Origin of the sequence: Bacillus aerius (assembly GCF_029894105.1) — a bacterium.
GTDB classification, from domain to species: Bacteria; Bacillota; Bacilli; order Bacillales; family Bacillaceae; genus Bacillus; species Bacillus altitudinis.
In genome coordinates this window covers 3,195,927-3,211,997 of sequence record NZ_JARYHO010000001.1, presented here as the reverse complement: position 1 = coordinate 3,211,997, position 16,071 = coordinate 3,195,927, and the positions used below count along the sequence as shown (strand labels likewise).

Below are 16,071 nucleotides of genomic sequence, written 5' to 3'. Positions count from 1 at the left end.
GAATTAATCAACGGATAGTTCATAAAGAGTACCGCTCTCCATTCCGCCCATTCGTCCATTTGACTGATCATTTTGTTTTGATGGTTGGCTGTCTGTTTGCTGATTCGTTTTGGATGTAGAGCTGTTCTGCCATTTAGAAGCAGATACTTCTTTGCCATTTTTTTGAATCCAAGTGAGAATGTCAGAGCTGCCGCCTCTCATACCAGAAAGATAGAAGTATTTGATTTTGCCGTCTTTAACGAGCTGTTTGAATTCATTAAGCGTGAGAATGTTATCAGATCCACTAAATCCACCTAATGCCATAACAGCTTTTCCTGTTTTAATAATGTAAGGTGAAGCAGTGGTTGCATCTGTTGTCCCGAATAGGAATTCTTCTCCCGTATTGTTTTTCTCAAGATAGCTGATCAGCTTTTCATTGACTTGTGAACTCATGCTGCCACTTGAAGTTGCAAGCTGAGGACCAGCCTCTGGCAGCATACTGTTTCCTCCGTAAAGAAGAGGTGTGCTTGCCCAGTATAGGGGTGCGATCAGCATCCCAAGGATGGCAATGAGAGACATGAATTGTTTTAGTTTTTCTTTCCCTTTTATCAAAAGAAGAGAAAGGATCGTTCCAATACCAATGATACCGACTGCAATGCTTAATCCAAGACCGATTGTGCTTGTAAATGTGGATAGGATAAAGATTTCAAATGCGGTTGTGACGAATATCGCAATTGGCAGTAGCCATTTTTTAAAGCCAGTTCCCGTTTGAAACAATTGAGTCATAGACACCCATCCGGCTCCTGCTAATACAGCAATTGGCGGTGCCAGCATGATTAAATAATAGTGATGGAAAAATCCTGCTACACTGAAAAATGCAGCAACAGGTATAAGCCAAGCTAACCAAAATAGTGTTTCTTTTTGTTTTGTATTGAGACGTCTTCTTTCAAAGGCTGTCGAGAAGAAGAGACCAATCGCACCAAAGAGCGCAAATGGAAGCAGCCAGCTGATTTGATCGGACAGTTCAGATTGGAACAGACGTAATGGCCCTTTTGTTCCTGTTCCAAACATGCCAGAACCACTTCCCATTTTTCCGCCCCCACCATTTGGCGGTCCATCACCATTACCGCCTGAAGGCATATCAGGTGGTGTTGTGCCGTTTGCACTGCTTGGTGGTCCTTGCATTGAAGGCTGTTCCTGACTGGATGATTGGTTTGAACTGTCTGAGTTGTTTTGAGTTCCATTTGATGGCGGCTGAGGCATGGTGGATGAATTATTGTCATTTTGCTGATCACCCTGCTGTGAAGGTGGCTGTCCCTCACCCTGATTTGTGCCGCCTCCTCCGCCAGACTGTTGACCAGTCAACCGCTGCAGACCATTGTAACCAAAGGCTAATTCTAGTGCTGAGTTCGATTGACTTGATCCCATATAAGGACGATTGTCTTTGGAAGTGAGATCAACCGCTATAGACCATGAAGCAGATACACCTAAAAGAACAATCATTGAAATCATCAGCGATAACAACTTTTTCTTCCATGTCGTTCGATAGGCAATGATGTAAAACAGGACGAGAGCCGGTACAATCATATACGCTTGTAGCATTTTTGTATTAAAACCGACACCGATCATTGCAAAAGAAGCAATCGCCCAAAGCACTTTCTGCTGTTTCACAGCCTTGAACATCATGGCTGTTGCGAGTAAAAGAATAAAGACGAGTAAGCTGTCAATGTTATTTGTACGAGATACAGCAACTGCGATTGGTGTACACGCCATAATGAGCGCTGACAGTCTTGCAGCAGCCTGGCCAAATGTAGGTTTGACTAGGCGGTAGATTAAATAAACAGATCCAATGCCAGCTAAAGCTTGGGGTAAGATCACACTCCAGCCATGCAGGCCGAAAATTTTGGCACTGATCGTTTGCAGCCAGAAGGCGAGCGGTGGTTTATCCACCGTGACATAACCTGAGGGATCGAACGAAGCAAAGAAGAAATTATGCCAGCTTTGCATCATACTTGTGACCGCCGCTGTATAATAAGCGTTCACCGTATCGTCGTTCCAAATGTTATAAATGTTTAAAATGGCAGATAAAATCAATATGAAAAATAAATAAAGATCAAATTTCTGAAAGCGTCTAATCAAAAGCTTGTCACTCCTTTTTCTTAACTTGAAAAAAGTGTAACAAGCAAATATGAATAAATTGTTAATAAAAAAAGGCCAATTCTTTATTTTTCTGTTGAATAAAAACAGCTCTAGAAAAAAGCTGTTTTGTTTAAGATGTCATCTTATTTTATGAGGAGACAGGCGGAGTTTCAGTGGTCTCTGCACTTGGTAATTGTATAATAGCGGTCGTACCTAGGCCTTGTTCAGATTGAAGAACGAACGTGCCACGATGTTTTTTTATAATTTGATAAACAATGGCTAGTCCAAGACCAGAGCCGCCATCTTTTCTTGTGCGGGCTTTATTCACTCGATAAAAACGCTCAGAAACATGAGGGAGATCTCCTTTTGGAATTCCGCTGCCTTCATCTGTAATTCTCAATTCAGCAGTTTGTTGGTGAACGAATAATTCAATCGAAATCGATTTTCCTGAAGGCGTGTAATGGATGGCATTGTCCAATAAATTACGAACGACTTGCTCAAGTCGATCGCTATCACCATAAATAATACAATCCTCTTCGAGTTCGCGGTTGAACGAGATTCTCTTTTGACTAGCAATGAATGTCATTTGATCAAGAACATCATGAATAAGCTGCGCAAAGACGATCGGCTCCATCGTTAGTGGGTAAGATTCCCCCTCTAACTGTGCGAGATCAAGAAGGTCATGGACGAGCCGGCTTAATCGTGTGGATTCGTCTTGAATAATCTGCATGCCTTTCTTTTGATCAATAATGCCTTCTTCAATTCCTTCAGCATAGCCTCTCATATAACTTAAAGGCGTTCTCAGTTCGTGGGAGACATTGGCAAGGAACTCTCTGCGATGTTGTTCAACTTTTTCTAAGGTAGAGGACAGTTTATTAAAGGAACGGCTCAGCTGATTTAACTCATCCCCTTTTTTGGTCACAGCCATGCGTTTTGAAAAATCACCAGATTCCATTTCCATTGCAATTTCTTTCATTTGATTGATCGTCCTTACGACTTTATTAGAACTTTTATATCCAATAAAGAAAATCAAAAGCAGGATAATTAAAATAGAGATGCCAAGCGTTAATCGAATTTGAACAAACGGTTCATACACATCAGATAAAGGCATAGAGAGGAAAATGGTTCCTGATAAATCATTTTTGTTTGAGAACACAGGGATGGCAATCCCGAGAATATCTTGATGAAACTGGGGGTGTTCTCTAATTAACACAACTGTTTTCCCCTGAAGAAGCTTTTGGCGTTCTTTAAACGTAATGAGGTTATCGTTTGTATTCGTATCAAAAGGAATACCGCTTGAAAGCTCCATAGGATCATCAGTAAAAATAACACTTGCCTGACTTGAGTCATTTGCCCACTTCATTCTGTCAGTAAAATATGTGTCTTTCCCGTGTTTGTGATAGATTTCTGCCAGTTTCTTTCCTTGTAAACTTAAAGAGTCAATCTGTTTATCTATATATAAGTGCTGGTATAAGTAATAAGTCAGGGCAAGAGCTGAGGCAGCAACGATGCCTATAACTGAAAGGATTAAGAAAAGCACTTTCCTTTTAATAGATAATGGCTTCATTTGTCCTCCTCAAACTTATAGCCGACACCCCAAACGGTCTTAATATACCGTTCCGCTTCCTTTAATTTCAGTCTTAGTGTTTTAATATGTGTATCGACTGTTCTTAAAGAGCCACTAGGTGAGTGTGATTCCCACAATTTTTGATAGAGCTGTTCACGGGAAAAGACTTGGCCTTGATTGAGCAGAAGAAACATAAGTAAATCAAATTCTCTTCTTGTTAAATTGATGGGCTCTTGCTTGAGATAGACTTGTCTGCCATCTTGATCGATCTCCAAGTCACCAATCATGATTCGACTGCGCTTTAAAGAAAGACCTCTAATTCGTCTTAATGTCGTTTCAATTCTAGCTGCAAGCTCACGTAGACTAAAAGGCTTCATGATGTAGTCGTCTGCTCCAATTTCCAGCCCCTTAATGCGATCCTCTTCATAACTTCTAGCTGTTAAAAATAAAATGGGGATTTGGGAGGTTTGCCTGATGCGCTGGCAGACTTCGAACCCATCCATATCTGGCATCATAATATCCAATACAACAAGGTCAATGGCCTCTTTTTCAAGCTGATGTAAGGCGCCCGTGCCATTATTTGCAGTTATCACGTGAAAGCCTTGTCTCTGCAAAAAGGATCCGATTAACTCAAGCATATCTAATTCATCATCTACTATTAAAATATTCATCTGTTCTTTCATTTCTTTTCCTCCAACATGATAGCATAAGGTCCTGCTGGGATGTTCAGTCGGTTCTTCAACATAAATGTATGTTTGTCGATGACGGATACTGAATTGTCATCTAAGTTACTGACATATATAGATGAGGAATCAGCAGTGATATAATTCGGATTTTGACCGGTCTCAACAGAGGAAAGTAGTTTGTTTTTCTCGGTATTTACTTTATATAGTGTATGGTCTCCATGACATAATACATATAAAGTAGAAGAGTTTTTTTCTGAAAAAAATGCGACTGGCATAACACCTAGTTTGATTTCTCGCTGTTTCTTACCTGTTTTAGGGTCGTAAGCAAAAATGCTCTTATTTAATGTGCCCGGTTTACCGTGTCCTCCAACCCAAATGGAATGCCCATCAAAATGAATGCCAGATGGCCGTTCTAGAACGGAAATCGTTCGTATCTTTTTTTTCTTTTCAATATCAATGACTGAAACAGAATGACTTTTTGCATTTAAAACAAACAACGTTCCAGAAGAAGACAACGCCATAGAAGAGGGTAATGTCCCGGTCTTCACAGTTGCTTTTATTTTCTTGTGCACTGTATCGATAAAATAAACGACATTTTTCTCTGAATCGGTCACAAGTAAAGTGTTGGTATCCGCATCATACGCAAGTGAAGTCAGACCTTTATTCACATTCATATAGTCCGCTGCTGTTCCTTTTTTTAAATTGATTTCTATAAGAGATTGTCCTTCCTTACTTGATGCAATGATCACGTCTTTGTTGATGTGAACAAGATCAGTGAGAGGATGCTTTAAATCAACGGAAGAGACAATTTTATTTTTTTGTAAATCAACGATTGAAAAGGAGGCTTTTTTTAGTTGAGAAATGACAGCAATTGATTGAGAGCTGCCAGGGGGCGTAAATTGCTGGTCTTTTCCGCAGCCTGCTAGGAAAAATAGTAGAGCTGACAAGCATATTAAAAAATATTTCACTCGTTTCATCCTTCTGCTCCTTTGGTGCTCTATTTTCAAAAAGCATAACACAAAAATTGTGAAAAAAAATCGAAGTTATGAATGCTGGAAGATATGAAAAGAAGTTTTTAGGTGGGGAAGTAGAGGTAAATGAAAGCTGAAATTTCTTTTTCGTCTATTTAGATGACATTTTTTCATGAGTAAAAGATCATTTTCACAGTTTGATCATTGTATCCATAATCGGTTACAGTAACAAATAATCGTAGCTCCCCCGCCCTAAATAGAGCGAAGGGAGTCATTAAGCAGAGTGTTCAGATGAATGAGAAGTGGGTTTCGTTTTTAGACGATGAGAGAGGAGGAAACCAAGAATACCTGCGCCCATTAATATGATAAATAAAGATTGAAAACCACTTAATATACCAATTAAAGTAGATGAAATGATACTTCCGAAATATCTAAAGGTAGAAAAAATCCCAGATGCAGAGCCGGATAAACTCTGATCAACAGATGTTAAAGAAGCCATCTGCATGCTAGTCATGCCAATACCTGATGAGATCCCCCCAGCGACTAATGTGATGATAAGGAGTGGTAAATTTGGGTAGCTACTTAGTGTGATCAGCATAACACCTGATAAAGTAAGACAGAGAAATGAAAATCGAATCATTTTTTTGGCGCCTTTTATTGGATGGAGCTTTGCCCCGAGTAATCCACTAATAGACATACAGAGTGAAAAGATCGAAAGGAAAATCCCGCTTTGTGTATGAGAAAGCGCGAGTTTTTGCTCCATAAACAGCGGCATAATGAGAAGAATCGCGTACATCACAAAATTACTAAGCATGATAGAAAGGTTAGCGTTCGTAAAGGTACTGTTTTTAAATAATGTCAAATCAATGATGGGATTTGTAACTTTCCGTACGTGTTTGAAAAATAAAGGAATGGAAATGACCGCTAGAACGCCATAGATCATGTATTCGTTTAATAATTGGCTTTTAGTAAACAAAATGAGTGTGGCGATCCCGATTGTTAAGTATAACGAACCGATGATATCTACATTGGCTTGTAAACGCGTATGTTTCATCTTCGGAATCATAAAAACGCCTGTCACAAGTGTGAGAATCAAAAATGGTATATTCACTAGGAAAATGGAATGCCAGTCAAAGCTCTGAATGAGAATAGAGCCGATAAAAGGTCCAAGTGCGGCACCAATTCCCGCTCCAAAACCGAAAAAACCCATAGTTTTAGAAAGCTTTTCATGTGATACTGTTGCTCGAATTAAAGCAATGCTGTTCGGTGTTAATATAGCTCCGCCTGCCGCTTGAATTGATCGGAAGCTAATAAGAAAAGCAAGATTAGGTGCGAAAGCACATCCAATGGAGCCAACCAAAAAGAGTATCACACCAGCTAAATACATGCTGCGGTGGCCGTATATATCTCCGAGCTTACCCGCAATAGGTTGAGTGACTGCCATGACAATTAGATAAATTGTGACCACCCAAGTAATGTTTGATATGGATTGCTCGTAATAAGTTGATATGGATGATAGAGCGACTGCGATCATGGTTGAATTGACTGGAACTAAAATAGCTCCAAGCAGCAAAGAATAAATGATCAAGTTCTCTTTTTTAAGATTCAATGTGTTTACCACCTTTGTAAAAAAGAAGAATTTCACCCAATTAAGTGGGGGAAATTCCTCTCATGAAAATGTGTGTGCATGTCTCAATAAAGTCTTCTTTTTGTGTTAAAACAAGCTGAATGTCTTGCTCTAGCTGTTGAATGAAAAAGCCAAAATACGTGCTAATAAATATATCTGCATAGATGTCTTCTTTTCCTTCTAATACACGATGCTGAGCACTCATTTTTTTGAAATAATGAATCAGCATATCTCTCAATTCTTGAGGATAAATTTTTTCATGGTCTGTTAAATCTTTAAACATAGCGGGTTCTCTCATGCTGATATAGATAAATTCTTTTTTTGAAGTCAAATCTTCAAGGAAATAGCTACCGAGAAATTTTAAATCGGTGTATAAATCGTCTTTAAATTCTGCTTCAAGGGTTTTGGTCGGTGTTGATTTCATTTTCATAATGGCAGCAATCACGCCGCGTTTGTTTTTAAAGTTACGAAAAATTGTCGCTTCACTTACATTCGCTTTTGTCGCAATTTCTTTTGTCGTTGTTTTTTGATAGCCCTTTTCAGACAATAATTCCATTGTTGCGCGAATGATCCGCTGATTTGTTGATTTTAACAAGCATACTCACCTCAGGTTATGAATGTGTTTGCAACAAAGTAAGTATACCGATAAAATCTGTGACCGCCAATATGATCCAAACAGTGACGACTATGCCCGTGAATGCTGATTTAATAACTGGATACGCCCATTGGCTCCATCTACTGTCACGAGGTCACCAGATTTTAGTTTTTCAGTTGCGATCCGTGTACCTAAGACAGCAGGTATCATATATTCTCTAGCGATAATAGCGGAATGGGACAAAATGCCGCCAGAATCGGTGATGACTGCTTTTGCGTCTCTAAATAAGCTGGTCCATAAAGGTGTCGTTGTTTTACAAACTAAAATGTCATCTTTTTCAAATTGTGAAAATTCATCAGCAGATGTAATGACTCTGACTCTTCCAGAAGTAATGCCGCTAGATGCACCAATTCCATAGATTGCATCGTCTGTGTTGTTTTCATTTTCCCTTAGCGAACCGAGCATTCTTTCTACTTGCTGTAATTCAGCTTCAGAAGGCGTTCCTGTATAAGCTGGTGGTTGGATGGATTCATTTTCCTTCATTTCAATTTTTCTTTGCTGAATGATCGAATCGTATGTGGTCGAAGTTGTGAGCGCATTGAGTACTTCATCATCGTAAAGATACCAAAGGTCTTCTTGATGAGGGATCGCTCCTTTTTGAACAAGAAGTTCACCAATTTTTAAGAGATAGAGTCTCGCTTTTGCATCTAACATGGCATCAATGTAAAAGTGATGATCATCTCGAATATTGGCTGCATGGAGTGCAAAATGATAAAGTTCCTCAAATTTTGTTTTAAACGCTTCATCTGTCACTTGACTGATAAACTGTTCATACGTTTCTTGCCTTTTGATCACGGCTTGTGCAAATTCTTCATCAAAATCAGATTGATACCGAATGTTGTTTCTAATGATGTCCAAGACAAATTCAGGATTTTCCACCCATGTTTCCTCTGTGAAATCATGGCTTTTAACAGACCGCCAACCATAGACTTGGAGAAAAGCTTCTACGTCGGAAATGAAGTTTTTTCCTTTATCTGTGTGATTGAGGGCAAATAATAGTTCAGCATTCGTTGAATGATCTTTAAATGCCTGAAGAAGCTCGGAATCTTGAAGAACGTCTTTTGCCAAGTGAGATAGCTTTTGATCTGTTTCAAGAGACTTGTTCATCACACCTATCATCATTTCATGCAGAAGAACGACTTGTGTTTGATCCCCAGTATATGTGACAAGCATGTCTTCAATGATCGCTGATAGAATGACTTGAGGTATGACAATATCAAAATGGTCGTCATACGCTCTTAGATAAATCTCCTTTAATTCTTGAAAGCCATTAATGGCTTCCTCAATTGTTAGCGGTTGAGTGATTTGCTGATCAAGTTTTTCGTATAATGGGAACAAGTTTTGCTTTAAAATGCGATACATTCTTTCGCTTAAACGAGGAAACATTTCGAATAGGCTCTCGTCAAAAACTGGTTCCGCTGACGCTTCTGGCATAGACGGTGAAGAATACAAATGGCCTCTATAAAGCTTGATATCTTTAATATTAAGGTCTGGTACTTGATACTTCTCTCCGTTTTTCTTCATCCCGTTTTTTAAAGCAGGTATGATCAAACTTGAAAAAAGAGGACTTGTTGGTCCAGGCATATGATCGTCCATTGAGATCCAGAAGTCTTGCAGCTCTTCAGGTTTCATTTGAAAGGCTGCACCTGAGGAGCCATTTGCTGTATTGGAAAAAGAAGCAGTAATCGGTCTTGCTTGAAGTAAATAAAAAGTACCATCTGACATGCCGAATTCGATATCTACTCCATGTCCATAAAGTTCTTCTACTTGTTTTGTCATTTTCGTGATTTGGATCAATTGATCATCTCGAAGACAAAATTGGCCAGCCATCTCCTCACCTACGGGTTGTTCAACGACGCCCTCTTGACAGGGGACAATTTGCACTTCTTTTGTTCCTAGTGATTTTTTAATTGAGTACGTTTCTTTGTTTACAATAAATGTATCTGGCGTCACAAGGCCGGAGACGATGGCTTCTCCTAGTCCATAGCTTGCAGTCATCATGACTTCGTTTGTTTTTCCTGATACAGGATTCTCACTAAAGATGACACCAGAGATTTCAGAATGGATCAATCCTTGTACAACAACAGCCATGAGCGGCATCTCTTCCTCATTCTCAATCATTTCTTCCTTATATTCTGCGACTCTTGCTGCGAAGTAAGACGACCAACATTCTTTGACGGCTTGCAAGAATTCTTCATTTGTTTTGATATTTAAATAGGTCTCGTATTGACCTGCAAAGGAGGCGCCTTCGAGATCTTCCGCAACAGAAGAGGATCGCACTGCAACGGATGGATATGTTTTCAACAATGATTGAAAGGATGAAAGTAATTCTGTCTCCATTTGTGAAGGAAACGAAGCTTCTGTGATTTTTCGGGCAAGATTTTGATCAGTTGGATGGAGATTGTGATATGAAAGAAAGCTTGCAAAGCTGTTCGTTTTAATAATAAATCCATCTGGAACTGGCAGTCCGTGATTGTTTAATTTAATTAAATTCACGCCTTTTGCCCCTGCGAGTGATGCGGATTCTTCAGCCGCATGAAATAATACTGAATACATGGGAATGCCCCCTTATCCAAATAGCCAATGGTTTCATTTGTCTCTTTTTGTTTTTTAAAATGATAGTGCGCACTATCATTTTCATCATAGAATTTATTGGATGTAACTGTCAAAGACGTAAAGACCTATCTTTAGAAAGGGGACGTTTTCACTAATTTTCCTCCTCATCTATATCAAAAGTCTTCAACCGAGAAGAAAAAAGCTGAAATTGAAAACTGTGAATTGTTCATTATGCCAATCTTTACTATAATCAAGGGAGTAGACCATGTAGAGGGAGGGTTTTTGTGATTACAAAAGCCATATTTGCACTTGTTTTTCCTTTCTTGCTCGTTATTTTATTTTCAAAGGTTACTTATAATCATTACGTTGGCATTGCATTAACAGCAGCGCTTTTATTTGCTTCGTATATGAAAGGCTATACAGAAACCTACTTTATCGTAGGATTAGATATTATTTCTTTAGTGGCCGGGGCATTGTTTATGGCCAAGAAAGAAGTCGAAAAAAGAGAGAAGGCTGAAAAACATCATTGATGTGATCCCTCTTGATGAATAGAAAATGTTTTTGATTGCAGGAGCTGTGCTTACGATTCTAGTGAGTGCAGCTTTCTTTTTTATGGTTTTTCTGCTGATCGAATATCTCGCTCCAAAATGTTCCATACTGAAAGGAAGGTTTCTTTAGAGGGTTATGAGCCACGGCAGAGAGGGTATGGTTGTATTGGAAATAAAAATCAAGTCAGACACGAACTTTAGTTCGTATTTTTGTGTTCTTTTATGATAATATATTCATTAGATAGATTTCGTAACGAAACGGAGGCTTTGATGTGAGTGACCGCTTTGAATTAGTTTCTAACTATCAGCCCCAAGGGGATCAGCCAAAAGCCATTGAAAAGCTTGTGGAGGGCATCCATCAGGGGAAACAGCATCAAACGCTGTTAGGTGCTACAGGTACGGGAAAGACCTTTACTGTATCCAACCTGATCAAAGAAGTGAACAAACCAACACTTGTCATTGCGCATAACAAGACACTTGCCGGACAATTATACAGCGAGTTTAAGGAATTCTTTCCGAATAATGCTGTCGAATATTTTGTGAGTTATTATGATTATTACCAGCCTGAGGCGTATGTGCCTCAAACTGATACATTTATTGAAAAGGATGCCAGCATTAATGATGAGATCGATAAGCTAAGGCACTCCGCCACATCCTCATTATTTGAGCGGAGAGATGTCATCATCATTGCCAGTGTGTCCTGTATTTATGGCTTAGGTTCTCCTGAAGAATACAGAGAGCTTGTGCTGTCTTTACGAACTGAAATGGAAATTGAACGAAATCAACTGCTGCGTAAGCTTGTGGATATTCAGTATTCTCGTAATGATATAGATTTTCAGCGCGGAACCTTCAGAGTTCGAGGAGACGTCGTTGAAATTTTTCCTGCTTCACGAGATGAGCATTGTATCAGAGTGGAGTTTTTCGGTGATGAAATTGAACGTATTCGTGAAGTAGATGCTCTCACTGGAGAAATTCTCGGTGATCGTGACCACGTTGCTATTTTCCCAGCATCTCACTTCGTCACAAGAGAAGAAAAGATGGAAAAAGCGATTATTAATATTGAAAAAGAGCTTGAGGAACAGTTGGAAAAGCTTCGTGAAAACGGAAAACTGCTTGAAGCACAGCGTCTTGAGCAGCGGACAAGGTATGACCTTGAGATGATGAGAGAGATGGGCTTTTGTTCAGGGATTGAGAACTACTCAAGACATCTCACCTTACGTCCGCCTGGTTCAACACCTTACACATTGCTTGATTATTTTCCGGATGATTTTATGATTGTTGTCGATGAGTCACACGTGACCATCCCGCAAATTCGCGCCATGTACAATGGGGACCAGGCAAGAAAACAAGTGCTTGTTGATCACGGATTCCGTCTGCCGTCAGCACTTGATAATAGACCACTCACATTTGCTGAGTTTGAAAAACACATTAATCATATTGTGCATGTATCCGCAACACCTGGCCCATACGAGCTTGAGAAAACGCCAGAGGTTGTGGAACAAATTATTCGTCCAACCGGTTTGCTTGATCCAATCATTGAAGTCCGTCCAATTGAAGGACAAATCGATGACTTAATTGGGGAAATTCATGCAAGGGTTGAGAAAAATGAGCGTGTGCTTGTGACGACTTTAACTAAGAAAATGTCTGAGGATCTGACAGATTATCTGAAAGAAATCGGAATCAAGGTCAATTATCTGCACTCAGAAATTAAGACACTAGAGCGGATTGAGATTATTCGTGATTTACGTCTCGGAAAATATGATGTGCTTGTTGGGATCAACCTTCTTCGAGAAGGTTTGGATATTCCAGAGGTGTCGCTCGTGGCGATTTTAGATGCGGATAAAGAAGGCTTTTTACGTTCAGAAAGATCCCTCATCCAGACGATTGGCCGTGCTGCAAGAAATGCAGAAGGCCGGGTTATTATGTATGCAGACAATATGACGAAATCAATGGACATTGCCATACAAGAAACAAAGCGGAGACGTGAGCAGCAAGAAGCGTATAATGAGAAATTTGGTATCACTCCGCAAACGATCCATAAGAAGATTCGAGATGTGATCAAGGCAACAAAAGTACATGAGGATTCAGAAGAATACGAAACAAAAGCAGCACCAAAGTTGTCAAAAATGAGCAAAAAAGAACGAGAAAAAGTGATCGAAAACATCGAGATGGAAATGAAAGATGCAGCAAAAGCGCTTGATTTTGAAAAAGCAGCAGAATTAAGAGATCTATTGCTAGAGCTAAAAGCGGAAGGATGAATGCCAGATGGCTATGGAACGAATAGAGGTGAAAGGGGCAAGAGCCCACAACCTTAAAAATATTGATGTCAATATCCCGCGCGATCAGCTAGTGGTCATTACAGGTTTATCTGGTTCGGGAAAATCGTCGCTTGCCTTCGATACCATTTATGCAGAAGGTCAGCGCAGGTATGTTGAATCACTGTCAGCCTATGCACGTCAATTTCTCGGTCAAATGGACAAACCAGATGTAGATGCGATTGAAGGGCTTTCTCCAGCGATTAGTATTGACCAGAAAACGACAAGCAGGAACCCTCGATCAACCGTTGGGACTGTTACAGAAATTTATGATTACTTGCGTCTATTATATGCTCGAGTCGGAAAACCGATTTGTCCTATTCATGGGATCGAAATTACATCACAGACGATTGAGCAAATGACAGACCGTATTTTAGAGTATCCAGAACGAACGAAACTACAAGTGCTTGCGCCGATCGTATCTGGACGTAAGGGAACACACGTGAAAGTACTTGATCAAATTCGGAAGCAGGGCTACGTTCGAGTCAGAGTTGATGGCGAGATGGAGGACCTGTCAGAAGAGATTGAGCTTGAAAAGAATAAAAAGCATTCCATTGAAGTGGTGATTGATCGAATTGTCGTGAAAGAAGGTGTGGCTGCACGGTTGTCTGATTCTCTTGAAACGGCACTCCGACTTGGTGAAGGTCGTGTGATGATTGATGTGATTGGACAAGAGGAGCTGTTATTTAGTGAGCATCATGCTTGTCCGCACTGTGGATTCTCTATTGGGGAACTTGAGCCAAGAATGTTCTCGTTTAATAGCCCTTTCGGTGCCTGCTCAAGCTGTGATGGGCTTGGTTCTAAACTAGAAGTAGATCCAGAGCTTGTGATTCCGAATAAGGATTTGACTTTACGTCAGCATGCCATTGCCCCATGGGAGCCTCAAAGCTCACAATATTACCCGCAGCTTCTTGAGGCCGTATGTACACACTATGGAATTGACATGGATATTCCAGTAAAAGATATTCCGGCGCATTTATTTGATAAAATTTTATATGGTAGCGGCTCTGAGCTGATTTATTTTAAATATGAAAATGATTTTGGCCAGGTCCGTGAAAATGAAATCGAGTTTGAAGGTGTGCTTCGTAACATTGAACGGCGCTACAAGGAAACGAGCTCCGATTATATTCGGGAGCAGATGGAAAAATATATGGCCAATCAGCCATGTCCGACCTGTAAAGGATATCGCCTGAAAAAAGAAACACTTGCGGTTCTCATCAATGGCAAACATATCGGAGAAATGACCGATTTGTCTGTATCTGATGCCCTTGATTTCTATGAGAAAATTGAGTTGTCTGAGAAAGATTTGCAGATTGCCCAGCTCATTTTACGTGAAATCAAAGAGCGCTTATCCTTCTTAAATAATGTCGGATTAGATTATCTGACATTAAGCCGGTCTGCTGGCACATTATCAGGCGGGGAGGCGCAGCGGATTCGTTTGGCGACACAAATCGGATCAAGACTGACAGGCGTTCTTTATATTTTAGATGAACCATCGATTGGTCTGCATCAACGGGATAATGACCGATTGATTGGAACATTGAAAAACATGCGTGATATCGGAAACACACTGATTGTCGTAGAACATGATGAAGATACGATGCTTGCCGCTGATTATCTCATTGATATTGGACCAGGTGCAGGGGTTCATGGAGGAGAAGTGATTTCAGCTGGAACGCCAGAAGAAGTCATGAAGGACGCAAAATCGTTGACTGGACAATATTTATCTGGTGAGAAATTCATCCCGCTTCCGATTGAGAGACGAAAGCCTGACGGCCGCTTCATTGAGATTAAAGGGGCAAAAGAAAACAACCTTAAAAACGTGAATGCGAAGTTTCCTTTAGGTGTCTTTACCGCTGTGACGGGTGTGTCAGGATCAGGGAAAAGTACACTTGTGAATGAAATTTTATTGAAATCCCTTGCCCAAAAACTGCACAGAGCAAAAGCGAAGCCAGGACAGCACAAAGAAATCAAAGGAATGGATCACTTAGACAAAGTCATTGATATTGATCAATCTCCAATTGGCCGTACACCAAGATCCAATCCTGCTACGTATACAGGTGTATTTGATGACGTGCGGGATGTGTTTGCGCAAACCAATGAAGCGAAGGTGCGAGGCTATAAAAAAGGGCGATTCAGCTTTAACGTGAAAGGTGGACGCTGCGAAGCATGTCGTGGAGATGGCATTATTAAAATTGAAATGCACTTTTTACCTGATGTATATGTGCCTTGTGAAGTGTGTCACGGGAAACGTTATAACCGCGAGACGTTAGAGGTCACGTATAAAGGGAAAAATATTTCCGATGTGCTTGAAATGACGGTAGAGGACGCACTTCAATTTTTCGAGAATATCCCGAAAATTAAGCGGAAGCTGCAAACGATCTTTGATGTTGGATTAGGATACATTACACTTGGGCAGCCTGCCACGACATTGTCTGGTGGAGAGGCGCAGCGCGTGAAATTGGCATCCGAGCTTCACCGCCGTTCAAACGGAAGATCCTTGTATATTTTAGACGAACCGACAACCGGTCTTCATGTGGATGATATTGCTAGGTTGTTAAAAGTGCTCCAACGCTTGGTCGAAAACGGGGATACGGTATTGGTCATTGAGCACAACCTTGATATTATTAAGGCAGCCGATTACCTTGTTGATCTAGGACCAGAAGGCGGTGCTGGTGGAGGAACGATTATTGCTTCAGGAACACCTGAACACATTGCTAAAGAAGAAGCTTCTTACACCGGTCGATACTTAAAACCGATTTTAGAGCGTGACCGTGAGCGAATGAAACAGTTAGTCAAAGAAACAGAAAGTGTGACATCCTCATAAAGGAAAACCCCTCCGAAAGAGGGGTTTCAGCGTGTAGACAAACCCTCGCATTCTTTGTCAGTCCTGCGTGCCGGTGCTCACGAATGTCAAATTCGCTCCGCGCCAGTACTCGTCCTTCCTAGGGCTGCAAAGGTTTTCTATCACGCTGAAAAGAAGACAAAGGGCTAAAATCAAGTTCATTTTAGCCCTTTGTCAACAATC

Annotated in this window: 10 protein-coding genes; 3 read left to right on the top strand and 7 right to left on the bottom strand. The window is 40.4% G+C overall.

Annotated elements, in window-relative coordinates; genetic code table 11:
- Positions 1-3 precede the first annotated feature (3 nt).
- From M2353_RS16720 to M2353_RS16690, 7 genes are all read right to left on the bottom strand, one after another.
- Entirely contained in the window at positions 4-2,118 is a 2,115-nt protein-coding gene (locus M2353_RS16720) for an ArnT family glycosyltransferase (RefSeq protein WP_284725754.1), read from the bottom strand.
- Positions 2,119-2,266: 148 nt separating this feature from the next.
- Positions 2,267-3,685 (bottom strand): HAMP domain-containing sensor histidine kinase, encoded by a 1,419-nt coding sequence (locus M2353_RS16715; protein ID WP_284725753.1) that lies wholly within the window; start codon positions 3,683-3,685, stop codon positions 2,267-2,269.
- A complete protein-coding gene (locus M2353_RS16710) occupies positions 3,682-4,368 on the bottom strand; it encodes a response regulator transcription factor (RefSeq protein WP_025208049.1) in 687 nt (228 codons plus the stop codon). Before M2353_RS16710 ends, M2353_RS16715 begins: the two co-directional genes overlap by 4 nt.
- Positions 4,365-5,348 (bottom strand): YncE family protein, encoded by a 984-nt coding sequence (locus M2353_RS16705; RefSeq protein WP_284725752.1) that lies wholly within the window; start codon positions 5,346-5,348, stop codon positions 4,365-4,367. The genes M2353_RS16710 and M2353_RS16705 overlap by 4 nt, the downstream gene beginning before the upstream one ends.
- Before the next feature lie 268 nt (positions 5,349-5,616).
- Positions 5,617-6,951 (bottom strand): MFS transporter, encoded by a 1,335-nt coding sequence (locus M2353_RS16700; RefSeq protein ID WP_212359823.1) that lies wholly within the window; start codon positions 6,949-6,951, stop codon positions 5,617-5,619.
- A gap of 40 nt (positions 6,952-6,991) precedes the next feature.
- Positions 6,992-7,564, bottom strand: a complete 573-nt coding sequence (locus M2353_RS16695; RefSeq protein ID WP_008348201.1) for a TetR/AcrR family transcriptional regulator — start codon at positions 7,562-7,564, stop codon at positions 6,992-6,994.
- A gap of 90 nt (positions 7,565-7,654) precedes the next feature.
- Positions 7,655-10,180, bottom strand: coding sequence for a PEP/pyruvate-binding domain-containing protein (locus M2353_RS16690; protein WP_284725751.1), 2,526 nt, complete (start codon positions 10,178-10,180; stop codon positions 7,655-7,657).
- 284 nt (positions 10,181-10,464) lie between these two features.
- Here M2353_RS16690 and M2353_RS16685 point away from each other — a divergent pair, with 284 nt between their 5' ends.
- The 3 genes from M2353_RS16685 to uvrA all read left to right on the top strand — a co-directional run bounded on the left by M2353_RS16685 (position 10,465) and on the right by uvrA (position 15,870).
- The gene (locus M2353_RS16685; protein WP_008348197.1) at positions 10,465-10,710 is read left to right on the top strand and encodes a CsbA family protein; all 246 of its coding nucleotides are present in this window, start codon (positions 10,465-10,467) and stop codon (positions 10,708-10,710) included.
- 290 nt (positions 10,711-11,000) lie between these two features.
- Complete coding sequence (gene uvrB / locus M2353_RS16680; protein ID WP_058336968.1) at positions 11,001-12,986, top strand: excinuclease ABC subunit UvrB; 1,986 nt, start codon at positions 11,001-11,003, stop codon at positions 12,984-12,986.
- A 7-nt stretch (positions 12,987-12,993) separates the two neighbouring features.
- Positions 12,994-15,870 carry an excinuclease ABC subunit UvrA gene (gene uvrA, locus M2353_RS16675; protein WP_284725750.1) on the top strand — a complete coding sequence of 959 codons (2,877 nt, stop codon included), beginning with the start codon at positions 12,994-12,996 and terminating at the stop codon, positions 15,868-15,870.
- The last annotated feature ends 201 nt before the right edge of the window (positions 15,871-16,071 follow it).